Annotated in this window: 29 protein-coding genes; 8 read left to right on the top strand and 21 right to left on the bottom strand. The window is 69.2% G+C overall.

The genetic code is table 11. The annotated features are described in order from the left end of the window. Window positions 1–107: 107 nt before the first annotated feature. From ACN28I_RS46950 to ACN28I_RS46920, 7 genes are all read right to left on the bottom strand, one after another. A complete protein-coding gene (locus ACN28I_RS46950; protein ID WP_420948368.1) occupies window positions 108–380 on the bottom strand; it encodes a YtxH domain-containing protein in 273 nt (90 codons plus the stop codon). Window positions 381–420: 40 nt separating this feature from the next. After that, the gene (locus ACN28I_RS46945) at window positions 421–861 is read right to left on the bottom strand and encodes a hypothetical protein (RefSeq protein ID WP_420948367.1); all 441 of its coding nucleotides are present in this window, start codon (window positions 859–861) and stop codon (window positions 421–423) included. Window positions 862–898: 37 nt separating this feature from the next. Further along, window positions 899–1,099 carry a hypothetical protein gene (locus tag ACN28I_RS46940; protein ID WP_420948366.1) on the bottom strand — a complete coding sequence of 67 codons (201 nt, stop codon included), beginning with the start codon at window positions 1,097–1,099 and terminating at the stop codon, window positions 899–901. 52 nt (window positions 1,100–1,151) lie between these two features. Beyond that, window positions 1,152–1,373, bottom strand: coding sequence for a DUF3618 domain-containing protein (locus ACN28I_RS46935; protein WP_420948365.1), 222 nt, complete (start codon window positions 1,371–1,373; stop codon window positions 1,152–1,154). Further along, window positions 1,363–1,773: a phage holin family protein gene (locus ACN28I_RS46930; RefSeq protein WP_420948857.1), complete on the bottom strand. Its 411-nt coding sequence runs from the start codon at window positions 1,771–1,773 to the stop codon at window positions 1,363–1,365. The genes ACN28I_RS46935 and ACN28I_RS46930 overlap by 11 nt, the downstream gene beginning before the upstream one ends. Window positions 1,774–1,882: 109 nt before the next feature. After that, the gene (locus ACN28I_RS46925; RefSeq protein WP_420948364.1) at window positions 1,883–2,710 is read right to left on the bottom strand and encodes an endonuclease/exonuclease/phosphatase family protein; all 828 of its coding nucleotides are present in this window, start codon (window positions 2,708–2,710) and stop codon (window positions 1,883–1,885) included. Window positions 2,711–2,727: 17 nt separating this feature from the next. After that, window positions 2,728–3,192 (bottom strand): hypothetical protein, encoded by a 465-nt coding sequence (locus ACN28I_RS46920; RefSeq protein ID WP_420948363.1) that lies wholly within the window; start codon window positions 3,190–3,192, stop codon window positions 2,728–2,730. A 554-nt stretch (window positions 3,193–3,746) separates the two neighbouring features. On the opposite strand from ACN28I_RS46920, the gene ACN28I_RS46915 reads away from it, so the two are divergent. Then, window positions 3,747–4,343: a M23 family metallopeptidase gene (locus ACN28I_RS46915; RefSeq protein ID WP_420948362.1), complete on the top strand. Its 597-nt coding sequence runs from the start codon at window positions 3,747–3,749 to the stop codon at window positions 4,341–4,343. 20 nt (window positions 4,344–4,363) lie between these two features. Here ACN28I_RS46915 and ACN28I_RS46910 read toward each other — a convergent pair whose 3' ends face one another. The 11 genes from ACN28I_RS46910 to ACN28I_RS46860 all read right to left on the bottom strand — a co-directional run bounded on the left by ACN28I_RS46910 (window position 4,364) and on the right by ACN28I_RS46860 (window position 15,877). Beyond that, window positions 4,364–5,260, bottom strand: coding sequence for a 3-keto-5-aminohexanoate cleavage protein (locus ACN28I_RS46910; RefSeq protein WP_420948361.1), 897 nt, complete (start codon window positions 5,258–5,260; stop codon window positions 4,364–4,366). 19 nt (window positions 5,261–5,279) lie between these two features. Continuing rightward, the gene (locus ACN28I_RS46905; protein WP_420948360.1) at window positions 5,280–6,068 is read right to left on the bottom strand and encodes an enoyl-CoA hydratase/isomerase family protein; all 789 of its coding nucleotides are present in this window, start codon (window positions 6,066–6,068) and stop codon (window positions 5,280–5,282) included. Beyond that, window positions 6,011–6,724, bottom strand: a complete 714-nt coding sequence (locus ACN28I_RS46900) for a TetR/AcrR family transcriptional regulator (protein ID WP_420948359.1) — start codon at window positions 6,722–6,724, stop codon at window positions 6,011–6,013. The genes ACN28I_RS46905 and ACN28I_RS46900 overlap by 58 nt, the downstream gene beginning before the upstream one ends. 95 nt (window positions 6,725–6,819) lie before the next feature. Then, window positions 6,820–8,364 (bottom strand): hypothetical protein, encoded by a 1,545-nt coding sequence (locus ACN28I_RS46895; protein WP_420948358.1) that lies wholly within the window; start codon window positions 8,362–8,364, stop codon window positions 6,820–6,822. Between the two features lie 87 nt (window positions 8,365–8,451). Continuing rightward, entirely contained in the window at window positions 8,452–8,802 is a 351-nt protein-coding gene (locus ACN28I_RS46890) for a helix-turn-helix domain-containing protein (RefSeq protein WP_108074726.1), read from the bottom strand. A gap of 367 nt (window positions 8,803–9,169) precedes the next feature. Continuing rightward, window positions 9,170–10,606: an AMIN domain-containing protein gene (locus tag ACN28I_RS46885; RefSeq protein WP_420948357.1), complete on the bottom strand. Its 1,437-nt coding sequence runs from the start codon at window positions 10,604–10,606 to the stop codon at window positions 9,170–9,172. A gap of 290 nt (window positions 10,607–10,896) precedes the next feature. Continuing rightward, window positions 10,897–12,174 carry an alpha/beta hydrolase gene (locus tag ACN28I_RS46880; RefSeq protein ID WP_420948356.1) on the bottom strand — a complete coding sequence of 426 codons (1,278 nt, stop codon included), beginning with the start codon at window positions 12,172–12,174 and terminating at the stop codon, window positions 10,897–10,899. Between the two features lie 9 nt (window positions 12,175–12,183). Then, window positions 12,184–13,488 carry a bifunctional folylpolyglutamate synthase/dihydrofolate synthase gene (locus ACN28I_RS46875; protein ID WP_420948355.1) on the bottom strand — a complete coding sequence of 435 codons (1,305 nt, stop codon included), beginning with the start codon at window positions 13,486–13,488 and terminating at the stop codon, window positions 12,184–12,186. A gap of 12 nt (window positions 13,489–13,500) precedes the next feature. After that, the gene (gene accD, locus ACN28I_RS46870; protein WP_420948354.1) at window positions 13,501–14,346 is read right to left on the bottom strand and encodes an acetyl-CoA carboxylase, carboxyltransferase subunit beta; all 846 of its coding nucleotides are present in this window, start codon (window positions 14,344–14,346) and stop codon (window positions 13,501–13,503) included. A gap of 123 nt (window positions 14,347–14,469) precedes the next feature. Then, window positions 14,470–15,225: an MBL fold metallo-hydrolase gene (locus ACN28I_RS46865; RefSeq protein ID WP_420948353.1), complete on the bottom strand. Its 756-nt coding sequence runs from the start codon at window positions 15,223–15,225 to the stop codon at window positions 14,470–14,472. A 1-nt stretch (window position 15,226) separates the two neighbouring features. Beyond that, window positions 15,227–15,877 carry a Crp/Fnr family transcriptional regulator gene (locus ACN28I_RS46860; protein WP_420948352.1) on the bottom strand — a complete coding sequence of 217 codons (651 nt, stop codon included), beginning with the start codon at window positions 15,875–15,877 and terminating at the stop codon, window positions 15,227–15,229. A gap of 198 nt (window positions 15,878–16,075) precedes the next feature. Between ACN28I_RS46860 and purM the strand changes: the two genes are divergently transcribed. The 6 genes from purM to murQ all read left to right on the top strand — a co-directional run bounded on the left by purM (window position 16,076) and on the right by murQ (window position 21,445). Next, window positions 16,076–17,113, top strand: coding sequence for a phosphoribosylformylglycinamidine cyclo-ligase (purM, locus tag ACN28I_RS46855; protein ID WP_420948351.1), 1,038 nt, complete (start codon window positions 16,076–16,078; stop codon window positions 17,111–17,113). Further along, a complete protein-coding gene (purN, locus tag ACN28I_RS46850) occupies window positions 17,110–17,772 on the top strand; it encodes a phosphoribosylglycinamide formyltransferase (RefSeq protein WP_420948350.1) in 663 nt (220 codons plus the stop codon). The genes purM and purN overlap by 4 nt, the downstream gene beginning before the upstream one ends. 88 nt (window positions 17,773–17,860) lie before the next feature. Beyond that, window positions 17,861–18,622 (top strand): arginyltransferase, encoded by a 762-nt coding sequence (locus tag ACN28I_RS46845; RefSeq protein WP_420948349.1) that lies wholly within the window; start codon window positions 17,861–17,863, stop codon window positions 18,620–18,622. 87 nt (window positions 18,623–18,709) lie between these two features. Further along, complete coding sequence (locus ACN28I_RS46840; RefSeq protein WP_420948348.1) at window positions 18,710–20,230, top strand: NAD(P)-binding protein; 1,521 nt, start codon at window positions 18,710–18,712, stop codon at window positions 20,228–20,230. Between the two features lie 100 nt (window positions 20,231–20,330). Then, window positions 20,331–20,522, top strand: coding sequence for a 50S ribosomal protein L28 (gene rpmB / locus ACN28I_RS46835; protein ID WP_043403428.1), 192 nt, complete (start codon window positions 20,331–20,333; stop codon window positions 20,520–20,522). A gap of 8 nt (window positions 20,523–20,530) precedes the next feature. Next, on the top strand, window positions 20,531–21,445 hold the full coding sequence (gene murQ, locus ACN28I_RS46830) for an N-acetylmuramic acid 6-phosphate etherase (RefSeq protein WP_420948347.1): 915 nt from the start codon (window positions 20,531–20,533) through the stop codon (window positions 21,443–21,445). A 75-nt stretch (window positions 21,446–21,520) separates the two neighbouring features. On the opposite strand, the gene ACN28I_RS46825 is transcribed toward murQ, so the two are convergent. From ACN28I_RS46825 to ACN28I_RS46815, 3 genes are all read right to left on the bottom strand, one after another. After that, entirely contained in the window at window positions 21,521–22,015 is a 495-nt protein-coding gene (locus ACN28I_RS46825; RefSeq protein ID WP_420948346.1) for a DUF6051 family protein, read from the bottom strand. Next, entirely contained in the window at window positions 22,005–22,478 is a 474-nt protein-coding gene (locus ACN28I_RS46820; protein WP_420948345.1) for a DUF6051 family protein, read from the bottom strand. The genes ACN28I_RS46825 and ACN28I_RS46820 overlap by 11 nt, the downstream gene beginning before the upstream one ends. 359 nt (window positions 22,479–22,837) lie before the next feature. After that, the gene (locus tag ACN28I_RS46815; RefSeq protein ID WP_420948344.1) at window positions 22,838–24,565 is read right to left on the bottom strand and encodes a hypothetical protein; all 1,728 of its coding nucleotides are present in this window, start codon (window positions 24,563–24,565) and stop codon (window positions 22,838–22,840) included. Between the two features lie 571 nt (window positions 24,566–25,136). On the opposite strand from ACN28I_RS46815, the gene gstA reads away from it, so the two are divergent. Continuing rightward, window positions 25,137–25,745, top strand: a complete 609-nt coding sequence (gene gstA / locus ACN28I_RS46810) for a glutathione transferase GstA (RefSeq protein WP_420948343.1) — start codon at window positions 25,137–25,139, stop codon at window positions 25,743–25,745. Window positions 25,746–25,838 lie beyond the last annotated feature (93 nt).

The raw sequence follows: 25,838 nt of genomic DNA, 5'->3' as shown, positions 1-25,838 counted from the left end.
CGCATGGCCTGGAGTCTACTGCCTGAAACGACGAAGGGGTGACCCGGTATGAGCGGATCACCCCTCGACGGCCGCCCGGGTCACGGGCGGAGCACGGACCACGGACCTCAGGCGCTGCGGGACACGGACTCGGGGCGCTGCTGGCCCGTGCCGTTGGACATCGAGTCCCCGCCCTGCAGCCGGTTGCGCAGATCCCCACGCAGCTCGGAACCGGGCTTGGGCGCCATCAGCAGGCCGAGGCCCGCGCCCACCAACATGCCCACGGAGAAGGCTCCCAGCGCGGGCAACAGCCAGTCCGCGGGGCCCTTCCGGGTCTCGAGGCCGATCAGCTCGAGCACGTCATCCTTGTCCATCTTCTTCAGATCCTTGGCGCTGAACATTCAGGGGCGCTCCATGTGCGGCGGGTGGGAAGTCAGTGAATCACACCTGGGAACCCTGGGGGCGATCCGAACCACTGGTGTTGTTGCCGGTCCCGGCCATGCGGGCGCCCGCCTCGATGCCACTCAGCGCCGCCTCGGCCATGCCGATGAGCTCGTCCTTGACCATGGGCAGCGCCGCCAGCCGCACGCCCAGCCGCAACAGCCGTCCCGTGGTGCGGGTGAAGAGACCACCGCCGAGCACGTAGCCCACGCCGAGGGCCGCGGCCATCATCAGGTACGGGTTGCGATCCACGCGGCCCTTGAGGTCCAACGTGTCCTGCAGATCCGTCACCGCGCCGCGCGCGTCTTCCCACAGCTGCTGCGCGTCCGAGCCGATCCGGTCCACCTTATGGCCGAAGCCCGCCTGCCCCTCATTGCCCTGCGCCTGCGTGCCGTTGGAAGACGGGCCGCCGTTGCCCGGGTTGCTCTGGAAGGTCGTCATGTAGGAACTCCGATGCTTCGAGAAAACGGTGACGGGCTCAGCGGCGCGACGCGAGGCGCCCGACGATGAAGCCCACGGCCACGGCGCCCAGCAGGCAGGTGCCCGGGTTGGCGCGGATGAAGCTCACCGCGCGCGTGTTCATGTCCTCCAGGCTGCGCCGCGCCTCGTCGAGCTGCGGCAGGAGGTTCTCCTGGAGCTGGCGGGCCTTGTCCTGCAACTGCTGCGGGTTGACGTCCATGGAAACCGTCTCCTCTCGGGGTGTTGAAGGGTGGTTGCGAAGATGGGGCGTCTCAGCGCCTTTGGCTATTGCCGATGAGGAAGCCGATGAAGAAAGCCGCCCCCACGCACGCGAGGGGCCGCTCGTGCACCCACTGGCGCCAGTCCGTGCGCCGCGCCACCTCCTGACGCAGCTCGCCCACGGAGAGGGCCAGCTCGGCGCGGGTGCGCTCGATTTCCGCGCGGATCTCCTCGGAGGTCCGCGGTACGGCGCGCGCCTTGCCGTCAGCGGCCATGGCCGGCCTCCGGGGGAAGCGTCGCGGACTGGACCGCCGGGACCGGCACCGGAGTCTGGGCGAGCGCCGTCACACTGCGGTTGAGCTCCTCGGCGGTATCGTCCATGAGCCGGAAGGACTTGAGCCGGGTGGCGGCCCGCGCGATGCCCAGGCCTCCGCCCACGAGGTTGACAGCCCCCACCAGCGCGAGCGAGCCGTCCCAGCCGATCCACCGGGCCAGGAAGGCGGACAGCGCCGCGCACAAGAAAAAGTAGCCCACCAGCACGAAGGGCACGAAGGCGGCGATGCGCGCCACGTCCGAACCCATGACCCGCGCGTCCTCGATCAACTCCACGCGGGCCAGCGTGAGGTGCTGCGTCACCAGTTTGGTGAAACCATCCGTCAAGCGCCCGACGAGCACGGTCAACCCGCGCTCTGTTTGTTCGCTGCCCAAGCCCATCTGCTCCCCAGCCGTCGCTCTCATTCGGAGGTCCCAACGTAGGATCCTCCCGTTCTCCGCGACAACCCTGTCACGGAGCGATCTGTCCGGCGTTCGTCAGCGTCGGCCATCCAACGTCCCGGAGGCCGCAGGCTAGCCGATGCAGCTCCACCGGTGCCGAGAGGGGGGGACGGGCGTCCGTGAGGGCCCGGAAGCGCATCACCAGCGGCAGGTGATCCGAGGCCACCGCCGCGAGTGGAGTCCGGTGGGACTGGAGGGCCAGCGGCTTCACGCCCGCGTCCACGTAGATGCGATCCAACCGCAGCATGGGAAGGCGGGAGTGGTAGGTGCGCGCCCGGCTGCCCAGCTCCAGGGCCACGTCGTGGATGGACTGGCGCACCAGCCCGGGCACCGCGCCAGGGCCCCAATAGTTGAAATCTCCACACACCACCACCGGATCATTGCGCACGACATCGCGGAGGATGTCCGCGGACAGCAGCAACGACTCCTGGCGGCGGCGCTCGCTCATGCTCAGGCCCAGGTGCAGGCAGAAGACGTGGAGCTGCCGGCCCTGGCCCAGGTCCAGATCACACCGCAGGGCGCCCCGGGGCTCGCGGCGGGGCACGCTCAGGTCGTAGTTCTTCGACTTGAGGATGGGCAGGCGGGAGAGGATGGCGTTGCCATAGCGGCGGCCATTGCGCACCACGTTGGGCCCGAAGGCCATGTGCAGCCCGAGCAGGTCCGCCAGGTGCTCGGGCTGATCCTCGCGGGGCGTCACGCCCCGGTAGTCTCCCACTTCCTGCAGGGCAATGACGTCCGCGTTGATCTCACGCAACACGTCTCCCACCCGGTTCAGGTCGAAGTGACCATCCGTCCCGATGCCGCTATGGATGTTGTAGGAGACGAGCGTGAGCTCCACGTGTGGCCTACCCCGGGCTAGCCCTGCACGAGCCGCATGCGTTGCGCGGCCAGACGGGCCGCTTCCATGGGCAGCGACAGCAGCCGCCCCGTGGCCTTGGTGGCGTCCTGGATGCCCGACTGGAGGGCGCGGAACTGGCGTAGGGCCTCGTCGAACACGTCGCGCAGCGCCGCGCGCGAGTGCACCGCGTGCTCCTCGGACACGGGCAGCGCGCCGATGGGCTGGCCCCGGTTGGTCGCGGTGGGCTTCATCGGTGCGTTGGCCGACAGCCCCGCCAGCGCCTCGAGCTGTGCGTTCATGGCGCGCACCTGGAACATCTCCTCCGTCTCCGCATGGTTCCGGCCGTAGTGGATCTCCTTGTCGGAGCGGCGCTCCACCGCATGCCGCGCGGACAGGGCCTGCTTGTCCCTGCGGCGCATCCCACGGGCCGGAGTCGACGTCTTGGGTGCGTTGAAGTGCTCGAAACGGAAGTTGCGCGGCATCCGATTATCTCCCCCTCAGAAACAGAAAACGGATGACGCGCAAGCTAGGGAGCCATGCGAGCAGAGGGAACTTTGGGGCTCACGGGGGCTCGCTCGTCCGCCTGCTCCTCGAAGGATGGAGCATGCGCCTCGCCTCCTTCCGGCAAACGGCGCTGACAGCCACGCGGCGGACACTCGGGGGGTTGCCGCTGTCGGCATTCGTTGACGCCTCCCCCTTCCACACGCATATCTCGCGGCCGTGCACATCTCCCCCCTCAGAAGGCTTCCGTTCCTCCTGTTGGCCCTCGGCCTGTCCGCTCTCGCCGCCGAGGAGCGTCCCCTTCTCTCCCTTCAGCCCGCCGTGGCCCGGCCGGGCGATCCGGTGCTCGTCACCGTGCGCGGCCTCGTCCAGGCGCCCACGGGGACGCTCGGGGAGCGTCCCCTGCGCTTCTACCCGACGCGCGAGGGGTTCCAGGCCCTCACCGGCCTCCCGGTGGAGCTGACGCCGGGACAGGTGCCGGTGAAGGTGTCGGTGCCGGTCCTGGGGAGCGCCACGCCCACGGAGGCTCACGGGCATGCTGGACGTGGTGGCCGCGGGCTGGCCCTCGCGCACGCTGAAGGTGGCCAAGAAGTTCACCGTGAAGAAGCCCGAGCCGGAGGTGCAGGCGCGCATGGAGGCGGACAGGGCCGCCTTCGCCGCCGCCTTCGCGCAGTCCTTCGCCGCGCCCCTCTTCCGGGAGAACTTCGCCTGGCCGCGCCAGGACACCATCACCGCGCCCTATGGGGATCTGCGCACCTACAACGGCAAGAAGCAGAGCCAGCACTACGGCACCGACATCCGCGGCGCCACGGGCACGCCCGTGTACGCGGCCAACGCGGGCACGGTGGTGATGTCGCGCGACGCCTACGCCTCGGGCAACACGGTGCTGCTGCACCACGGCGCGGGCCTCTACACGGCCTACTTCCACCTGTCCGCCATGGACGTGAAGGACGGCGATCGCGTGGAGCGCGGCCAGTTGCTCGGCAAGGTGGGCGCCACCGGCCGCGTCACCGGCCCGCACCTCCACTGGGGCGTGAAGGTGGATGAGATGTGGGTGGATGGGGAGACGCTGCTGAAGCTCGACTTCTCCGGCGAGCCCGCCCCCGCCGTCACCCAGCGCGACAAGGAGTAGGAAGGCTCACGGCGTGGGGCTCAACCCCACGCCTGGCCGATGCCGAGCGCGGCCCGGGCCTCGTCCGGGCTCATCGGCTCGCGGCCGATGTCCCGCGCGAGCCGCACCGCCTTCTCCACCAGCGGCCCGTTGCCCTTGGCCATCTCCTTGCCAGCCGGGTCCAGGTAGAAGTTGTCCTCGAGCCCCACGCGGACGTTGCCGCCGAGCACGAGCGCCGCGGCCACCAGCTTCCACTGCACCCGGGAGATGCCAATCACCTCCCAGGTGTCCTCGGGACGCACCTGCCGCGCCATGGCCAGCAGGTTCTCCGCCGTGGGCGCCACCCCGCCCAGCACGCCGAGGATGAAGCTGTACTGCTGCGGGCCCTGGAGCGCCCCCATGGTGAGCAGCGGCTCGGCGTTGTGGATGTGGCCCAGGTCGAAGCACTCCAGCTCCGGCTTCACCCCGCCCTCGCGCATGGCCTCGATGGCCAGCAGGATGTCCGAGAAGGGGTTGGGGAACACGAAGTCGAAGACGAAGCCCTTCCGCTTCTCCGAATACTTCGCGTAGTTCATCGAGCCCATGTTGAGCGCGGCCATCTCCGGCTTCGTCTTCCACACGTAGGCCAGGCGCCCCTTCTTCGCCTCCTCCGAGTCGACGCCCATGTTGAAGCCGCCGGTGGAGAAGTTGACGATGACGGGGCTGCGCTTGCGCACCTCGTCCTTGATCTGCCCGTAGATGTCCGCGCTCCACGTCTGATCTCCCGTGTCGGGCTCGCGGCCGTGGATGTGGACCACCGCGGCACCGGCCTCGTAGGCGCGACGGGCCTCTTCACCTATCTCCACCGGGGAGTACGGCAGGTACGGACACTGGTCCCGCCTGGCGAGCACGCCCGTCAATGCGCAGGTGACGATGACCTTGTCCTTCGACAGCGGCATGGGGCGGCTCCTCGGAAATTCAGCGGTCGTTCCACTTCGGCGGACGCTTCTCGATGAAGGCGGTGACGCCCTCGGCGGCATCCTCCGACAGCACGTTGAGGGAGAGCTGCGAGGACAGGTACTCCAACGCGGCCGGCAGGGGCATGTCCTCGGCGGTGAAGAAGGCCCGGCGTCCGAGGGCCAACACCGCCTGGCTCTTGCCCGCCAGCTTCCCGGCGAGCGCCGCCACCGCCGGGTCCAGCTCCGCCGCCGGCACCACCCGGTTGAGCAGCCCCAGCGCGAGCGCCTCGCGCGCCGGCATCCGCTCGCCCGTCAGCACCATCTCCAGCGCCCGCTTGCGGCCCACGTGCCGCTGCAGCAGCGCCATCATCATCATCGGGAAGAGCCCGACGTCGATCTCCGGCGTGCCCAGCTCGGCCTGCTCGGTGGCCACGGCCAGGTCGCACGCGAGCACCAGTCCCAGCCCGCCCGCGAGCGCATGGCCGTTGACGCGCGCCACCGTGGGCTTGCGCACGTCCTGCAGCCGCAGCAGCAACCGGCCATAGGCGCGGCGTCCCTCGTGGCTGGCGAGGAATCCACCCTCCCCGCCCATCTGCCCGAGGTCTCCCCCGGCGCAGAACACCTTCTCGCCCGCGCCGGTGAGCACCACCACGCGCACGGCGGGGTCCGCCTCGGCGCGCTCCAGCGCGGCCATCAACTCCCGCAGCACCTCGGGCGAGAGCGCGTTGCGCGCCTTCGGCCGGTGGATGGTCAGGAGCGCTTGCCCGCCTTCGGCCTGGTACCGGACGACACCTTCTCCTGCTTCCATGACGCCTCCGCGGGAGTGGCGGCGCCGGGAAGGACGCCGCGAAGGAAGGACTCGGCGATCTGCAGCTTGGCGCGATCCAACGCCTCGGGGCTGCGGTCCTCCATCAACCCGGACACGAAGGCGGTGAGGCCCAGCTCGATGGCGCCGAAGAGGAGCGAGGCGCACAGCATGGGATCCAGGTCCGCGCGCAGCTCTCCGGTGGCCTGGGCGCGCGCGAACATCTCCGCGGACATGCGGATGGTGTCGAGGAAGGCCTGCTGCCGGCTGACGACCTGGGTGCCCGCGGGGCTGCGGGCCACCTCGAGGATGAGCACCTTCACCGCGCGCGGATCCACCCGGTAGGCCTCGAAGGCCACGTCCGCGATGCCGCGCACCTTCTGCTCGAGCGAGGCGCTCTCGTCCTCGGCCACCGCGCGCATGCGCGAGACGAAGCCGCTCCACCCCGTCTCGACGACGGTCTCCAGCAGCTCGTCCTTGTTCTTGAAGTAGTGGTAGACGAGCCCGTAGGCCACGCCCGCCTCGCGCGCCACGTCCGCGATGCGGCAGCCGTGGTAGCCCTTGCGCGCGAACACGTCGATGGCCGCGCGAAGGATGGTGCGGCGGCGCTCACTCTCGCGGTTGCCTGCCGCCTCCGACTTGCTCTGCCGCTGACTCACCCGGTGTCTCTCCCCGGCCGCTTGATTCGCCAATCAGCCGGGGAGGACGCTACGGATGCAGGGGCCCGGGGTCAATGCCCTTGCCGGGCCACTGGCTACTGGATGGTGCCCTCGACCAGGGGCGAGTACACGACGACGCCGTGGCCATCCACCGGAGAGCCGGTGAGCTCGCAGGGTGCGCTCACCGAGTAGGCGATGGGCCGGGGGTAGTCCGGCGCCGGGGGGTTGGCGGCGGGATCGCGCACGTCCGTCACGGAGTAGCTCATGAGCGTCATGGGCGGGTAGGTGAAGGCCTGGCCCTTGGTGATGGGGGTCACCTCCACCGGCCCGGTCGAGCCCGCCTCACAGCCATCCGACGCATCATTGCGGGCGATGCTGTTGAACCAGGGATCCGCCAGCAGGAACGACGCGACGTACGAGTCGAACTTCAGCATGTTCCGGATGTTGCGGGGCGGCGTGCCGGTCGGAGCCGGGACGAGCTGACGCACGACCGGCTTGGGATTGCGGGAGGTGGGGTCGCGGTCCAGCTCGTGCGGCCAGCCCGTCCAGATGATGCGCTCCTGCACCCAGATGAGGGTGACGGCGTCGTACTTGCCGTTCTTGCCGTCCCACTTGCCATTGCCGTTGGCGTCGACGTAGCGCTCCTTGGCGTCCCAGGTGCCGTTGTCGTTGTTGTCGACGAAGGGCTCGGTCAGGTCGACGAAGGGCTCCTCGGCGTCGCGCACGCCGTTGTTGTCGAGGTCGTCGAAGGCCTCCTCGCCCGTGGTGATGGCGATCATGCTCACCAGGTTGTCGCGGGGATTGTTCTCCTTGCCCGGACGGATGGGATCCATCCGGCGAGGCTCCTGGAAGGTGGGCTCCCGGAGGTAGCCGGTGATGGGATCGTCCTGCCACATGAACGGATGCATCCACAGCGGCGCGAGGTACTCGCCGGTGTGCGTCTCGTCATTGAGCGGGGTCCAGGTGAAGGTGCCCGGGGGCACGTCGTCGGGCAGCGGCAGCGAGGTCTTGTAGACGACCTCGGCGTTGCCCACCACGTCCGTCACGCTGGTGGCGCTGGGGCCGATGGTGCCGGCCTCCGTGAGGAAGGACACCTGCGCCCCGGCGATACCGTCACCGTTGCGATCCGCCACGTGGGCGATGCAGTCGACCTTCACGCCGGCGATGAGGTGCCGCGTCTCATCGAAGGCGCCAATGGCGTGAATACCGCCGGAGCCATTACCGGCGATGGTGCCGCACTGGAAGGTGAACTGGCGGGAGTTGGAAGCGGAGCCGGCGAAGGTGACCGCGGGACCGGTCACCACCTTGTCCTCCACGCGGGCCGTCACGACCACGGAGGACACCCGGCCGCCCTTGGCCACCACCTGGGTGGAGGCAATGCCGTTGCCCACGTCGGTGGTGGCCTCGGTGGGATTGAGTTCGACACCGGAGACGGGCGCCTGCACCTCGAAGGTGATTCGCACACCCGGCTGCGGCTGACCACGAGAGTCGATTGCGCGGAAGCGCAACGTGGTGATTTCCCCGAGCCGAGGCTGAACAGGGGACTGATCCACGAACTCCAACGTGGCCGGGAGTGGGGACTGGCAAGCCGCGAGTACCCCACCCGCGATCGCCACACACACGGCGAGACCCAGACGCATCTGAGAAGACTCCTTAGTAAAGGAGTTCCATCTTCCCGGTCTCAGATGCGTCCCGTCAAGGACAGCGGCCTTTTCGGGCCGCCGGGGTCAGGCCGCGGAGCCGCTGAACATGGCCCGGGCCACGCCCAGCAGGCGATCTACATCCCGGGCTGTCAGGCCCCTCGCGCGAGCGAAGTCCGACAACGGCCGCAGCAGATCTTCAGTCTGTGCCGGTGTCTCCTCCGTTCCCGCGAAGAGCTCGCCCAGGCTCACGCCCAGGGCGTTGGCCAGGGCGGCAAGGGTTTCCACATGCGCCACCCGCTCTCCCCGCTCAATCATCGAGAGGAAGGAGACGCTGATTTGCGCCCGCTCCGCGAGCTCCTCCTGCGTCCAACGCTCCGGGCGCTGGGTGCGAAGTTCACGAATACGCTGTCCGATACGTTTGCCGAGTTCCGACACGAAAGACCTCGTCCTCCTCAGGGGGAATCCAGTCAGGGAGTGAAGAACCACGCACACGCGGCCGGGATTCCTGCCCCCGGTTTCCGAACGTCCCGGCCCTTCATCACCCTGAGGTTCACTCCGAAGGACCCGCACGCTCGCCCCCTTTCGAGTCTTTCCCCCCTGAAGCTGGAGGAATGGCTCGCCGCGAGCTCATGGCGGTGTGACGAGTCTCGTACCGCATCCTGAGTCCAAAGCCGAGCCCCACGTTCATACGCGCGGTGCGGCATCGGCCGCGTGGCCGCTATGGGTGCGTGCGAGTCTGCCCTCTCCGGGAGAGCAGATAGCGGGCGGCCCTTCGAGCCCACGCTCCCCCGCCTGTCGCGCCTCAGCGGCCCGGGCGCTGGAACTCGATGGAGACCTCGTTGCCGTCCTGACGGGTCTCGAAAGTGGCCTGCTCCTTCAGCTTGATGGCGACCCGGACCGTGCGGGAGGGGCCCACGTCGGCGTCCACCGAGGCCACGGGCGTGTCGAAGAAGGAGGTGTTCATCGAGCGGGTGTTGTTGGACTCGGCGATGCTGGTGTTCTCCAGCTCCAGCACCACGACCCTGTTGCCCTCGGTGACGCTGTAGCGGACGGGCTCGTTGGTGCGCACGAAGACGCGCGAGCCCGTGGGCTCCTGCTTGAAGCCCACCAGCGTCATGGTCTTGCGGCGCCCGGAGACATCGGCACTGTCGCCCTGCTCCGGCGCCGCCCGGCGCGGCGTCTCGGCCTGGGCGACCCGGGCCTGGCGGGCCTCGGCCTGCTGGCGCCTGCGCTCCTCGGCGGCGGCCTGGGCCTCCTCGAGCCGGGCCTGACGCTCCTCGGCGGCCTGACGCTTCTTCTCCTCGGCGGTGGCACGGGCCTCGTCCTGCTGGCGCTTGCGCGCGTCGGCGGCGGCCTGGGCCTCCGCCTCACGGCGCGCCTTCTCATCGGCCTGCTGGCGCTTCTTCGCCTCGGCGGTGGCACGGGCCTCGTCCTGCTGGCGCTGCTTCTCGGCGGCCACCGCGGCCTCCTTCGCCGCCTTCTCCTCCTGGAGACGCCGCTGCTCGGCCTGCTGCGCCTGCTGGGCCGCCACCCGCGCGGCATCCTCCTGCGCCTTGCGATCGGCCTCCGCCCGGGCCTGGGCCTGCCGCTGGGCCTCGGCCTCCGCCTTGGCCGCCGCGGCCGACTGGGCCGCCGCCTTCTCCTGCTGCTGCCGGTCCGCCTGCGCCGCCGCGGCCGCCTGCGCCGCCGCCTTCTCCTGCTGCTGCCGGTCCGCCTGCGCCGCCACCGCCGCCTGCTCCGAGGTGGCCCCGGGCGTGGTGGCCGTGGCCGCTGGAGCCGTGGCCGCTGGAGCCGCGGCCGTGTCCGGCGCCGGCGCGGCGGGCCGCTCCGCCACGGCGGGCGCGCCCCCACTGCCCGCCACGCTCACCACCAGCGCGTTGCCCGCGGTCTGGATGTCCGTCTCCACCTCCCGCTCGTAGCCGATGAGCACACGGGCGATCGCCGAGTCGTCCGAGCCATAGCTGGCCGTCCGGATGCCGGTGATGGTGCCGTTACCGACGGTGATCTCCTCCTTCACGCCGGAGAAGACGGCCTCGGAGATGTCGATGACCAGGCGGGGCGGGTCCGTCATCGTGAAGGTGGTGAAGTTGGGCTTCTTCGTCCCGACGATCTCCACCCGGCCGCCCGTCACATTGACGCCCGTGATGGTGTTGAGATTGCCAGCAGCCTGTCCCTCCTGCGCCAGTGCCAGGGCTGGCACCATCACGCAGGCGAGCAACGCAACCATGATGGCCTTCATCGGCGGCTTCCCTTTGGACGGACGCATTGCGTCTCGAAGCTAGCACGCGGTACCCGGGCTCCAACTTTCCAGCAATCCCGCCGCGAGCGTGGTGGTTCGTGCCCTGAAAATGGCCATCCGGCCGGGCACTTCCTACCTGGAACGGCCATGCCCCACGCTCCGGTTCACCGGGCTCGAGCGGCGGCACTGGTAAGCGCTTACCAGTGCTGTAGGTGCATGTGTGTCTCCACTGGTAGGCGCTTACCAGTGAAGCCCTCGGGCGGCAGCATTTCCCCCGTGCGGCACCGCGCTCAGCGCAACCGGGGCAGCGTCGGCTTCCGGGTGCGGTGGGTGCGCGCGTACTCGATGAGGTTCTTGATGTCGTAGCAGATCTGCCGGATGTCGTGCCCCATCGTCAGCTCGATGTGGCTGTTGCCCTTCACCGGCCGCCACAGCAGGTACTCGCTCTGGGCCGCGTGGTAGACGCTCCGGGTGGACTCCACCGAGGCCAGCGGATCCATGTCCCCGAAGATGATGGCCATGGGGATGTGGATTTTCGAGAAGCCCCGCTTGAAGTCGAAGCCGGTGCGGTAGCAGACCATCTCCCCGCGGCGCACCCAGCGGGCGAACTGCTCCACCACCTTGCGCGGCTCGCGCTCACCGCCCTCGCGCAGCAGCCAGCGCACGTCCTTGGAGCTGACGCGGGCGGGATTGCTCAGGCGGTTGATGCGGGTGGCGAGCTGGTTGAAGACGGGATGGTCCTCGGCCCACGCGAGCTGCTTCTCCGCGAACTTCAGCCAGTCATCCACCGGGATGTAGTGGAAGCGGCGCTGCTGGGGCCCGTCCTTGGGCTCCAGCCACCGGGCCAGCTTCTCGTTGACGGCGGAGGCCCCGCGCGCGAGCAACATGCGCCCGGTGTGCCCCACCCGCTCCTCCAGGTTGAGGCCGGCGATGCCCATGTCGATGGCCGCGCTCAGCACCGGAGTGCCCAGGGCCAGCAGCCGCAGCGCGGCGATGCCCCGGCCCAGGTCCGCCGGAGAGCCGATGGTGATGAGGCCCTCGAAGTCGTCGTGGATGCCGGCGTAGCCGTAGCCGAGCATCCCGCCCATGGAGTGGCCGCAGTAGAAGATGCGCTCGCGCCGGGTGATGCGCTTCACCCCCGACACGGCCGCCGGCAGGTCATAGAGGAAGTAGCTGTCGATGTCCCAGCCGTAGTCCAGGTCCTGCGGCAGCGGGCGGCGGAAGCGCGCGGCGCGCTCCTTCTGGAACTCGAGCGAGCTCTTGCCGTGCCCGCGCAGCTCCAGGATGTGGATGTCCACCCCGAAGAAGAGGAGGTTCTTGACGAACTGGCCGCTCGTCCACGCGTGGCGGTTCTGTGAGAAACCGTGCACCAGCAGCAGGGGCTCGCCGAACAGCGGCTGCGCGAAGGGCTGCTTGACGGGGCGGTAGCGGGTGATGACGAGAGACCAGCCATCGGCCGTCTCCACCACGTACTTCGTCTTCTGGTAGAGCGACCGGAAGTCGAGCTCATCGACTGTCGGTGTATGGGGACCCTTTGGAGTCGCCGCTCTCCAATCCGGCAAACGCATACAGTGAATCTACGAACTGTGATGCAATGCGCCAAGGTTTCCGCCAAGTCTGGCGCGCGCGGACCCCACCAGGAACAGCGAACCCGTGCACAGGAGGACGTCTCCAGGCGCGGCGCGGGCCCGGGCGCCCGCGAGGGCCGCATCCAATGAAGGCCATGCACACACGTCCGCACACAACGCCCGGGCCTCGTCGAGGTAGCGCTCGGGGGGGAGCGAGCGAGGGGTGTCGAGCGGCGTGAGATGGACCGAGGTACAGCTTGGCAGGAGCGCGCGCAGCATCGGTCCGCGGTCCTTGTCGGCCACCACGCCGAAGACGCAGTGCACCTTGCGACCCGGGTACAGGGAGCGCAGGCCGGCGAGCAGCACCTGCACCCCGGCGGGATTGTGGGCGCCGTCCAGCAGCACGGGAGGCGGGCCGCCCAGCTCCTCCAGCCGTCCAGGCCAGCGAGCCCCGGCGATTCCCGCCCGCAGGGCCTCCGGGGAGACGGGGACACCGCGCGGGGAGAGCAGTGCCAGGCAGGCAAGCGCTACCGCCGCGTTCTGCCTCTGGTGCTCACCGCGCAGGCCCAGGGTGAGGCCCTCCAGCGAGAGGCCCGTTCCCTCGTAGGCGAGGCGGCCGTCCGGGTGTGCCTCCAGGGAGAAGTCCCGGCCCTCGAGGATCAGCGGCGCGCCCACCTCTCCCGCCACGCGCTCGATGGCGGCGAGCGCCTCGGGCTCCTGGCGGCTCACCACCACGGGCACGCCGGGCTTGAGGATGCCGGCCTTCTCCCCGGCGATGGCCCCCAGCGTGTGGCCCAGGTACTCCATGTGGTCGAAGGACACCGGGGTGATGGCGGTGACGAGCGGCTGACACGCGCGGGTGGCATCCAGCCGCCCGCCGAGGCCCACCTCCACCACGGCCACGTCCACGGCCTCGCGGGCGAAGTGCCAGAAGGCCACCACGGTGCCGAATTCGAAGTACGTGAGCGAGGTGGCCGCGGCCGGGTGCCGCTCGAGCACCTCGAGAATCCGCTGGCCGAACACCTCGTCGGAGATCTCCACCCCGTCCACGCGGATGCGCTCGTTGACGCGCACCAGATGGGGCGAGGTGTAGAGCCCCACCCGGTGGCCCGCGGCGTGGAGCGCGGCGGAGGAGAAGGCGCAGGTGCTGCCCTTGCCGTTGGTGCCCGCCACGTGGAGCGCGGGGTAGCGGCGCTCGGGGTGGCCGAGCGCCTCCAACGTCTCCTCCACACGCTCGAGGCCGAGCTTGATGCTGGAGGGGCTGAGGCGGGAGAAGAACTCCAGGGCCTCCGCCGGCGTCCGGGGCAGCGTCATCGCTCGCGGGGACTAGCCGAGCATGGTGACGAGCTGCGCCAGCTTCGCGCGCAGGTCCTTGCGGTGCACGATGGCGTCGATCATCCCGTGCTCCACGAGGAACTCGGAGCGCTGGAAGCCCTCGGGGAGCTTCTGGCGGATGGTCTGCTCGATGACACGCGGGCCGGCGAAGCCGATGAGGGCCTTGGGCTCGGCGAGGATGATGTCGCCCAGCCACGAGAAGGAGGCCGCCACGCCGCCGGTGGTGGGGTGCAGCATCACGGAGATGTAGGGCTTGCCCACGTTGCGGAAGCGGGCGATGGCCGCGCTCGTCTTGGCCATCTGCATGAGGGAGAAGATGCCCTCCTGCATGCGCGCGCCGCCCGAGGCGGAGAACACGATGGCCGGGCACTTCAGCTCATGGGCGCGCTCGAAGACGCGGGTGACCTTCTCGCCCACCACCGAGCCCATGGAGCCGCCCATGAACTCGAAGACGAAGCAGCCGACGGACACCGGCTTGTTCTCGATGCGGCCCACGCCGGAGATGAACGCGTCGTTCTCGCCGAGCGCCTTGCGGGTGGACTTGAGCCGGTCCTTGTACTTCTTCGAGTCCGTGAAGGTCAGCGGATCCTGCGGCTCCAGCTCCTTGTCGAACTCCTCGAAGCTGTCGGGATCCAACAGGGACGCGAGGCGGGCGCGCGCGCCCCAGGGCAGGTGGTGCTCGCAGTGCGGGCACACGTTGAGGTTCTTCTCCAACTCCTGCCGGTAGATGATCTCATCGCAGCTCTCGCACTTGGCCCAGAGCCCCTGCATGCGGCTGGGGGCTTCGACGGGCTCGGGGGCGGTGGCGATACGGGGCTTCTTGGAGAACCAGGCCATGGAGGGGCGGATAATCCCACGGCGCGGGCCCGTCAACTCCCAACCGAATCCCTCACCCCCCAGGAGACCCAGGAGGTCGTCCGCCCAGGGGACGGCCGGGGGGAGCCCGGCTCGGACCTCGGGTCAGAACTCGAAGGTGTCGCCCAGCTCGAGGACCTCCACCGGCAGGGCCCCCAGCTCCTTCTTGAGCTGCGGAAGGAAGGCGGGCTTGAGGTGGTAGACGAACACGTTGCAGCCGTTGCGCTGGAACTTGCCCAGCTCGCTCTCGAGCATCCGCGGCGTGAGGTGACCGGACACGTCGGCCAGTTGATGCAGTGCGTTGGGGAAGCTCGTCTCCACCAGGAGCGCCTTGAGGGTGGGCGTCTGGTTGAGCACCTTCCACAGCTTGTCGGTGGGCCCGGTGTCCCCGCTCATGGCCATGGAGGTACGGCCGCGGGTGATGACGAAGCCGCAGGACTCCACCGGGTGGTGCACGGGGATGGACTGCACCGTGTAGGGGCCCACCTGGAACGTGCTGCCGGCCCGGAAGGGCTTGATGCGCAGCACCGGATCCTTGCGCGTGGGGATGCGCGTGAAGTCCGGCCAGAGGGCGTTGTTGAACATGTTCTCGCGCAGCGCACGGGCGCACTCTCGCGAGGCATGGATGGTGACGGGCTTGTCGCGCCGGCCGATGATCAGATCCGCCATCAGCGGCAGATCCTTCACATGGTCGAAGTGGCTGTGGCCCACGAGGATGTCGTCGACCTTGACGAGCTGCTCCAGCGTCAACGCGCTGGTCAGCGCGCCCGCGTCGAGCGCGAGCACCTCATCCACGAGGAAGCACGTGCTGCGGCACGAGGGAAGCTCACCGCCATGGCAGCCGAGGACCTGGAGCTTCACGTCAGAGCTCTCCGAACTTCCACTTCATCTCCAGGTATTGGAGGAAGTCGTGGACACGCGCCGTGTCATAGACGGTGAGTCTGTCACCGGAGCGCTCCACCAGGCCGGCCCGCTCCAGCCGGTCCAGCATGTTGCGGATGGCGGGCTCGCCCACGCCGATCTGCCGGGGCAGCTCGCGCACCGCCAGCTCGATCTCCACCCCCTCCTCCATGGGCCGCCCGCGCGTCTGGCACACCTGGAGGATGTGGTGCACCACCCGGCTGGCCGGGTCCGCGTGCAGCAGGTTCTCGATCTGCGCGTCCGCCTCGGACAGCCGCTCGGCCAGCTTCTTGATCATCCGCACGGCGATCTCCGCGTTGCCGCGGATCATCCCCTCGAACGTCTTGGGATCGATCACCAGGAGCTTGGCGTCCTCGCTGACGGTGGCCGAGGCATTGCGAGGCTTGTTGGAGATGATGGCCATCTCGCCGAAGAACTCGCCCGGGCCGAGCACCGCCAGGACCTTCTCCACGTCCCGCACGCGCTTGGAGATCGCGATTCGTCCCGACTGAATGACGAACATCTCCTTGCCAGGCTCGCCCTCTCGAAAGAGGACGGTGCCCTTCGGGAATTCCTTGCCGAATCGCTGAAAGAGGGTTTCCTCGGCGCCCATCGCAGGGCGAGTTAAGCCGCCCCCACCTTCAGGGTCAAATTCCGTCCTGAAATTGATGGTTTGTGGACCCGCGGTGTCGTCCAGACGCCTACCCCCCGGGCCGCCGGCGTGCCGGTCCGTCCAGGACGAGTCGAATGTGACACCCGGGGTGCTGCCAGCCGAGACAAGCAGCGGGGGAAGCCGCTAGAAGGCCCGGCCGTGGGAACGACCTACAAGCAGGCAGGAGTGGACATCGAGGCGGGCGATGCGTTCGTGGAGCGCATCAAGCCCTATGCGGCGCGGACGGTGAGGCCGGAGGTGGTGGCCGGAGTGGGAGGCTTCGGAGGACTGTTCGCCCTGCCGCCCGGGAAGTACCGGGAGCCGGTGCTGGTGGCGGGCACGGACGGGGTGGGCACCAAGCTGAAGGTGGCCTTCCAGGCGGGCCGGCATGGGACGGTGGGCATCGATCTGGTGGCCATGTCGGTGAACGACATCCTCACCTGCGGGGCCGAGCCGCTCTTCTTCCTGGACTACTTCGCCACGGGGCGGCTGGAGGTGGACGCCGCGGCCGAGGTGGTGAAGGGCATTGCCCAGGGGTGTGAGCAGGCGGGGTGCACGCTGCTGGGCGGGGAGACGGCGGAGATGCCGGGCTTCTACGCGCGGGGCGAGTACGACCTGGCCGGCTTCTGCGTGGGCGTGGTGGAGCGCTCGGAAATCATCGACGGCAAGAGCGTGGCGCCGGGCGATGCGCTCATCGGGATGAGCTCCTCGGGCCTGCACTCCAACGGCTACTCGCTGGCGCGCAAGGTGCTGCTGGAGGACGCGAAGCTGGAGCTGGACGCGGTGCCCGAGGGGTGGGACCGGCCGCTGGGTGACGCGCTGCTGGAGCCCACGCGCATCTACGTGAAGGACGCGCTGGCGCTGATGAAGGCGGTGAAGGTGAAGGGCTTCGCGCACATCACCGGCAGCGGGATTCCGGGCAACCTGCCGCGGTGCCTGCCGGACGGGACGCGGGCGGTGCTGGACGAGAAGACGTGGAAGCGTCCGGCCATCTTCGAGCTCATCCAGAAGCTGGGCGGCGTCGAGCGCCAGGAGATGTACGACACCTTCAACATGGGCCTGGGGCTCGTCGCGGTGGTGGCGAAGGCGGACGTGCCGGCGGCGCTGGCGCTGCTGAAGTCGCGCGGGGTGGAGGCGGCGGAGGTGGGGCGCGTGGAGGCGGGCCAGGGCGAGGCCACGGCGGTCATCGAGGCATGAGCGGCCGGACGAAGCTGGGCGTGCTGGTGTCGGGCAGTGGGAGCAACCTGCAGGCCCTGCTCGACGCGTGCGCGCGGCCGGACTTCCCGGCCGAGGTGGCGGTGGTGGTGTCCAACGTGCCCACGGCCTTCGCGCTCGAGCGGGCGAAGAAGGCCGGGGTGGCGGCGGTGGTGCTGGAGCACAAGGCCTTCGGCTCGCGGGCGGACTTCGAGAAGGCGCTGGCGGAGAAGCTGGTGGCGGCGGGCGTGGAGTGGGTGTGCCTGGCGGGCTTCATGCGGCTGCTGGGCGTGGACTTCCTGGGGCGCTTCGCGGGGAAGGTGCTGAACATCCACCCCTCGCTGCTGCCGGCCTTCCCGGGGCTGCATGCGCAGCGGCAGGCGCTGGAGCGCGGGGTGAAGCTGGCCGGGTGCACGGTGCACTTCGTCGACCCGGGCATGGACACGGGCCCCATCATCGCGCAGGCGGTGGTGCCGGTGCTGCCGGGGGACGACGAGGCGGCGCTGACGGCGCGCATCCTGAAGGAGGAGCACCGGCTGTACCCGCTGGTGGTGAAGCTGGTGGCCACGGGAGCGGTGCGGCTGGAGGGGGGGCGCGTGGTGTCGGAAGCGGGCCCGGCCGTGGGCGAGCTGAGTCTGCGCAACCCCGGAGAGCCCGGGTAACGCGCCTGCCTGCTCTCCAGCCATCGGCACGGCCCGGCCATCTCGCTTGACGGAAAGGCCGCCATCGCCCAGGAACCAATGGGACGCCATGGCCATCATCCTGGAACATACCGTCGAACCTCCCGGCCCCTGCAGCTACCTCCCGGACCAGCTCTCCTCGCTGGAGCAGATGGTGATGCGGGACGTGACGGCCGAGGAGTACGAGCGGATGCTCGTGCGCGGGTGGCGCCGCTTCGGCCCCATGTACTTCCGGCCCGCGTGCCAGGCGTGCAACCGGTGCGTCTCGCTGCGCCTCCCCACGGACACCTTCCAGCCCAACCGCAGCCAGCGCCGGGCCCGGGCCGCGTGCGCCCACTTCCGCGTGGAGGTGGGCCCGCCCCGGGTGGACGAGTCGCGGCTGGCGCTCTACCGCGCCTGGCACGCCGAGCGCGAGCAGACGCGCGAGTGGGACGCCTCGCCGCTCGGGATGCGCGACTACTTCCTCCAGTTCGCCTTCCCCCACCCGGCCGCGCGCGAGGTGGCGTACTACGACGACACCGCCGAGGGCGGGCCCAGGCTGGTGGGCCTGGGCATCTGTGACGAGACGCCCCACGCCTGGAGCGCGGTGTACTTCTTCTTCGATCCCGCCTACGCGCGCTACTCGCCGGGCTCCGCCAACGTGGTGTTCCAGGTGGAGCTGGCACGGGCCCGGGGGATTCCCCACGTGTACCTCGGCTACCGCGTCCAGGAGTGCGCGTCCCTGCGCTACAAGGGCACGTTCCGCCCCCACGAGCTGCTCGAGGGCCGTCCCGAGCCGGAGGAAACCCCGCGCTGGCTTCCACCGGAGCCCTCCGGGGAACCGCAGCCGTAACGTCTCCCCTTCGCCCCTTTTTTTTGGGCCCCTCTGGCGGGAAAGCGCTGCCGGGCCCACGGCAACGTGTGTAGTGTGCGCCCCGCAATGTCGACGCCAGTCGCCAGATCCAAGCCGCTCCCCTCCTCCACGGCGCCTTCCCGCCACGTCTATGACGTGATCGTCCTGGGCAGCCAGCTTGGCGGAGCGCTCGCAGCGGCACTGCTCGCCAAGCGGGGATACAGCGTGCTCCTGGTGGAGCACGACGGAACGGGGCCGGGCTACGAGCACGACGGCTTCGTGCTGCCCTACGCGCCCTTCGTCGCCCCGGCCCTCAAGACGATGCCCGCGGTGGAGGAGGCCTTCACCGAGCTGACCCTCACCGCGCAGCTCCAGCGCAACCAGCAGCCCCACGTGCCCGACCTGCAGTTGGTGATGCCCCGGCACCGCGTGGACCTGCACACCGACGCGGTCCGCCGCCGCGCCGAGTTCCTGCGCGAGTTCGACGCCGACGGCGAGCGCATCCTCGGGGACATCACCGCCACGGCCCTGCAGCACGAGCCCTCCGACGCCTTCTTCAAGGAAGGCCCGCCACTGCCGCCCGACGGCATCTTCGAGTCCTGGAACCTCAAGAAGCGCGTGGGCCAGCACCCGGGGCTCCAGACGGAGCCGCGGCTGGCGGGAGAGGACGAGCCCTCGAAGCTGCTGCGCGGCCTGCTGCCCTTTGTCGTCCACCTGGACCAGCCGGGCACGCCCCTGGCGCGCACGCGCCCCCTGTCCCAGGCCCTGCAGACGCCCTGGCGCTACCCGGGCGGGCGTGACGGCCTGCGCAAGCTCCTCTTCGAGCGGCTCGTGGATCTGGGGGGTGACCTGCTCAGCCCCGAGAACACGGACACCTACGTGGTGGAGGAGCTGCACTTCGACGGAGGCCGCTTCTCCGCGGTGAAGCTGCTGCGCTCGGACACGCTCTACCGGGCCTCGTGCCTGGTGTCCGCCACGGACGCGGGAGCACTGCGCCGGCTCATCACGGACCGCAAGAAGCACCGCGGCCTGAGCGAGCACCTGGACCTGTCCACCCTCAAGTCCTTCCTCTTCGCGGTGAACTGGGTGCTGCCCGAGGCGGTGCTGCCGCGCGGCATGGGCGAGCTGCTGCTGATGGACACCCAGGACGCCGAGCTGGGCCCGCTGCTCGTCCAGCAGCACCCCGCCCGGACGCCCGACGGCAAGGAGGACCCCTCGATGCGCGTCGTCTGCGCCGGAGGCTTCGTCCCCGCCAGCGTGCGCGACCTGGGCGAGGGCTACCTCCAGTCGCTGGCCATGCGCATCGACGCCCACCTCGACGCGCTGATGCCCTTCACGAAGGACAAGCGCCTGCTGCGCTCGGCCCCCTACCTGGATGCCGGCGCGGTGCGAGGCAGCCGGCTCATGCCCCACCCCCACTACGTCTTCGACTCGGAAGCGGTGCTGGGCGTCACGGGGTTGAAGCAACACACGCCCACGAAGAACCTGCTGTTGGCCGGGCGTGAGGTCCTCCCCGGCCTGGGTCTCGAGGGAGAGTTCCTGGCGGGCGCCCGGGCAGTGCGTCTCGTCCAGGAGATGCTGAAGAAGAAGGCGGTCCTCAAGCGCTGAGGTCCGATCAGACTGGATTTTCCAGTGGTTTGTAGATAGGTTCCGCCGCTCTCTTAGGGCGGGCTCTCATTTCGTCCCTGATTTCAAGGAGTTGGCAGTCATGGCCTGGAAGTGTGACATCTGCGGGAAGCGGCCGCTCGTGGGCAATAACGTCAGCCACGCGAACAACAAGACGAAGAAGCGGACCCTCCCGAATCTGCAGAAGATCCGGGCGTCCGTCGAAGGGCGCACGGAGCGCGTGCTGGCCTGCACCCGCTGCATCAAGGCGGGCAAGGTGACGAAGGCCGCCTGAGGCAGCCCGTGAGCTCGCGGGTGGGAAGATCGCGCTCGAAGAAGACCGCGCTTCCGCCCAGCGAGCGGCAGCACCCCCGGTCGGAGGATCTGGACCTCGTCTCCACGGAGGAGGTCGTCCGCCGGTTGCATCAAGAAGACGAAGCCGCCGTCCGTGCGGTCCGTCCCGCGCTCGTGGAAGTCGCACGGGTGGCACGGACCGTAGCGGATGCATTGCGGGCGGGTGGCCGTCTGCTCTACGTGGGAGCGGGTACCAGCGGGCGCCTCGGAGTGCTCGACGCGAGTGAGTGCCCGCCCACGTTCGGCGCCTCCCCTTCCCAGGTTCAAGCGGTGATCGCCGGTGGCCGCCGGGCGATGACGCACGCGGTGGAGGGCGCGGAGGATGACGCCGAGGCCGGTGCCGCGTCCGTGAGCCGGCTGCGCGTGGGCCCCCGGGACGTGGTGTGCGGCATCTCCGCGAGTGCCCGGACGCCCTTCGTGCTGGGCGCGCTGGACGAGGCCCGGCGGCGGGGAGCGCGCACGGTGCTGGTGTGCTGCAACCGGCCGGGCCCGAAGGCGAAGGCGGACCACGTGCTGCTGGCCGAGACGGGGCCGGAGCTGGTGGCGGGCAGCACGCGGCTGAAGGCGGGCACGGCGACGAAGCTGATCCTCAACGCGCTCACCACGACGGCCTTCGTGACCCTGGGGAAGGTGTACCGGGGGCGGATGGTGGACGTGCGGCCCACGAACGAGAAGCTGCGCAACCGGGCGGCGCGGATGGTGGCGGAGCTGACGGACCTCAGCCCGGTGGCGGCGAAACGGCTGCTGGAGCAGGCCGGCAACGAGGTGAAGGTGGCGTTGGCCATGCACTTCACGGGGCTGTCCGCGAAGGACGCCAGACGCCGCCTGAAACAGACCACGCTGCGAAACCTGGCCGGTTCCTGAAACAACCCCTCTCCCTCCGGGAGCGGGACGGGGTGAGGGTGCCACGGGCCTCGGGTTCAACCCCTGGCTGTGCCCCTACCCGCGCAACCACTCCACCGCGCGGTCGAACACGGCCGTGAACCCGCGCTCGACCTCCGCCTCATCGGCGCCCTGCAGAGGAAACGGGTTCGCGTGGTCGTAGCCGTAGGCCATGTCGAGGATCTCCACCCGCGCGCCGGAGCCCGAGAGCGTCCCGGCGACGGCCTCGGCGGGCATGACGCTGTCCTTGCGCAGGGGGATGGCCCGGACGCGGGAGCCGATCCGCTGGAGGGCGGCCTCGCGCTCGGCATGGTGCCGGTCATCGCGCACCATGAGCTCGAAGGCCCGGCCCACGGCGTCCTCCGAGAGCAGCTTTCCCAGCGGGGGCCGGTGCTGCTTGTGCGCATCGAGCTGCTCCAGGAACACGTGCAGCGCCCGGGCGGCCGCGCTGTCGAGGATCTCCCGGGCCAGGGGTGACGTCTGCGACAGGAGACAGCCCCCACAGAAGGTCACGAGCCGGGAGTCGGCGAACCGCCCACTGTCATCGGCCATGAAGAGGAAGCTCGGCCAGGAAGGCGCCGATGGAGTACGCGAAGACGTCGAGCCGGGCGCCGGGAGCGAGGAGCGGCTCCTCTCCCCGGTGGACGCTCTCGGACAGGCGCGAGAGATCCTTCAGGGTGCGGACCCCCGACCAGACGAAGCGCTCCGGCCGCGCGTGGATGCGGGTGCTCAAGGCGGCGTTGGCGAAGCTGGACGCCTCGAGCGCAGGAATGCGGCGCATGCGCTCGCGGCTGAGCTGCCGCATGGAGCGAGGGTCGGACCAGAGGGCCGGGGACCTGTCCATGTGGAAGGCGGTGGGAAAGAGGATGACGGGCACGCCGAGCCCCTCGACGAGGGCCTTCGCCCAGGGGAGATACTTCTCCCAGCGGCGCTCGTTGAGACCATGGAGGAGGACCACGCCCCGGGAAGCTCCGCTCGCATCCAGCCGGAGTGATGACACGGTAGGGGAACTCAAGGTTCTCCTCGACGCCCGCATCCCGGTCGAGCAATCCCTTGTGGGACTCGGGCTCGAGCGCGTCCTCCGGCACGGGGAGCGGCAGGGGGCCCTCGCTGGCGGCCTCTTCCGCGGAGCGGAACCGGCGCTGATGCAGGACGAGCCCGGTCTCCATGCTTCCGGCGCCCTTTCCGTCCTGAAAGGCCTCGGCGAGTCTGCGGTACGTCCCGACGTAGCTCATGCAATCCCTCCCGGTGGAAGACCGCCAACGCGAGGACCCCATGGTGTCACGGAATCGGTCATGCCCGTGTCATGACGAAGGGCAGGACAGGGCCCCACGGCGCCCTGCCCCGCCCACACCTCATTCCGCGGAGACGGAACTACGGCGCGGAGCAGCTATTCGCATGGCTCTGGCCGACGGAGAACAGGAGGAGATCCCGCAGCGAGCCCGGCTGGTCCGCGCGGAAGAAGCTGCCCTTGCCCGCCAGCGCGATGCTCTTGAGCATGGGGCTGCTGTCCCCGTAGCCGACGACGAACGTGCGCACCGTCTGCTTGCCCGGCATGTCGCCGCGCAGGTCCGTGTTCGCCAGGAAGAACGACACGTCGTCCATGAAGTTCTTGTTGCCCACGCCGTGGCCTGCCGGCCAGTTGTAGTCGGTGTAGTCACACGCCGCCTTGGTGGAGCCGACCAGGTCGCAGTAGTTCACGCCCCCCACGTTGGGGTTCGTGTCGGGGTTGGACGGATCGAACATGAGCAGCGAACCATCCGGGTGCCGGGCCCCATTGGCCTCGAGGATGTCCATCATCTTGGTGATGGGCACCGTGTTGTCGGAGCGGGGCGTTCCGCCCGTCACCACGATGATGGCACTGGCCTGGGACTCGGAGCACACGGAACGCCGTCCGCCGGGGGCCGTCTCCTCCCAGGGCTGGCCCGGGAAGTACTTGCCCGTGGCCGTATCCAGGAAGGGCGCCTTGAGCCACTCATTGCTGGCCAGGCCCCAATAGGCGCCCGGCTGACCGGTGTATGGGTTATCCGTGGTGCCACCATCCCAGCCACCCGGCCAACCCCAGCCCGGGTTGATGGGCTGCTGGAACCAGGTCGCCCACCGGTTGTCCACCTTTTGTGAGGAGAAGTAGCCACCCAGGCTGAACAACGCCTCGCCAATGGAGCGCTCGTTGTTGCGGAAGTCCACCTCGTTGACGGCCTGCGTCAGCCGGGCCCGGTTGAGCGCCGCCTCGTTGATCTGCGGGAAGGAGTCATCGCAGCTCGGACGCAGCGGCTCGAGCATCAACGCCGGGTCGAACCAACCATGGTCCTCCCCGAAGGTGGCCACGCCCATTCGCGTCTGGGGCGCCGTGCGGATGACCTCCTTGAGCGCCTTGCGCGCCGCCACGAACTTGGGCGGACGCACGTTGAGCACACGGCCGCTGATGATCCACTTGCGGAACGCCTCGGGAGGAAGCGGCGGCTGGCCGATCTCCTGCTGCGGACCCGCCTGGCCCGGACTGGTGTTGGAGGTCACGATCGGACCGCGCCACCAGCCCTTGCTCGCCAGACACGTCATGCACTCGTTGATGAGCGGCGAGTTGACGGCCCCATAGGGGTAGTCCGTCGTGTCCCAGCCCACGCCGCCGTAGCAGGCCGTCAGCGTGTCCCCGTAGCTGTTCAGGGGGCCGTCGAAATCATTGCCGTTGATCGTGAACGGGCCCTCCTTCACGTTCCACGCGAGGCGCCGGCCGCGCGAGAAGTAGAAGCGGTTCGGGTCGAAGAACGGCGACTTCAGAGCGCCGTCGGAGTCATAGGGGATGGCGCCGTTCTTCGCCGTGTCGGTGCTGTTCTTGTCGAACCAGCTCATCGCCGAGACGAGCGCCGGGTCAGAGCAACCCGTGTTGATGGCGAGTCCGGCCGAGCCTTCTCCTCCCAGGTCGCCAGGAGCGGGGCTCGTGGGCGCGGGGTAGTAGCCGGGCGTGAAGGCCTCGGGCAGGTACTGCGGGTAGTTCTGCATGGACTCGTGGTTGTCCACCAGGAAGATGACACCGGGCGGCACCTCCTGCGCGTGGACCGGGCGGGACAGCAACCCCGACACTCCGGCCGCCACCAATCCCACGGTCAATCCCAGCCGCTGGCCGGACGACCGCCTCGAAAAACCTACACGTCTGCCCAAATCATTGTGCATGTCACGGGCTCCTGGGGATGGATGAATCAACGCCTCTCACGGCCACGGCCGGCATCGAGGCCCAACCTTGATACAGCAATGGGCAAGCGCTTGTACATACTCAAATCAAATCATGACATCGATTCTCCGTCCCCATCCACCCCGGAAACAAAGGTTCCATGAGAGCGAAAGAATCATCAATCCGAGCCGTGCAATGATTGCGGTATGCAAGGTTTGCGGTGTGTAGGGATTGCGGTATGCAAGGTTTGCGGTGTCCTGCCGGAGCATTCGCGACACCTCGTACGTGTTTCTCTGTACGCATTGGCCTGAGAGGGATTGCAGGCGGACTTCTCCTGCCCGGTGTCCTCCCAGGGCTGGCCCGAGAACGGCCCCGTACGGACGGCACGGCCCATCGGCCCACGGCTGCGACTCCCAGTCCGGGTGGATTTCGTGGCGCGGGCACCGGGAACCGTGCAAATTGCTTGGCCGCCTGACCAAGGCGAACTTCAAGGAGTCCGCACGCATGAAGCTCTACTACTCCCCGGGTGCCTGCTCGCTGTCGCCGCACATCGTCCTGCGCGAGGCGGGCCTGTCCTTCGACGTCGAGAAGGTCGACCTGGGCAGCAAGAAGACGGAGTCCGGCAAGGACTTCAACACCATCAACCCCAAGGGCTACGTCCCGGCCCTGCAGCTCGATGACGGCAGCATCCTCACCGAGGGCCCCGCCATCGTTCAGTACCTCGCCGACAAGGCGCCCCAGTCCAAGCTCGCCCCGGCCAACGGCACCATGGAGCGCTACCGCCTCCAGGAGCTGCTCGGCTTCATCGGCACCGAGCTGCACAAGGGCTTCAGCCCCCTCTTCAACCCCACCTATCCCGAGGACGCGAAGAAGATCGTTCGCGACAACCTCGCCAAGCGATTCAACTACCTGAACACCTTCCTCGAGAAGGGCCCCTTCCTCACGGGCGAGCAGTTCACCGTCGCCGACGCCTACCTCTTCACCGTGCTGGGCTGGACGGCGTTCGTGAAGATCGACCTGGGCCAGTGGCCTGTGCTCAAGGCCTACCACGCGCGCGTGGCCGGCCGTCCCGCCGTGCAGGAGGCCCTCAAGGCCGAGGGGCTGCTGAAGTAATCCCCTGAAGTCTCCGGGCCCGGGCCACTCCATGGCCCGGGTCTCCCGTGCGAGAGGAATGGGCAGCGAAGGCGCGGCCGTGCTGTAGTCGGC

It is taken from the genome of Archangium gephyra, assembly GCF_049060025.1.
Lineage (GTDB): Bacteria > Myxococcota > Myxococcia > Myxococcales > Myxococcaceae > Archangium > Archangium gephyra_A.
The sequence above is the reverse complement of the archived record's forward strand: the minus strand, read 5'-3'. Positions and strand labels throughout refer to the sequence as shown.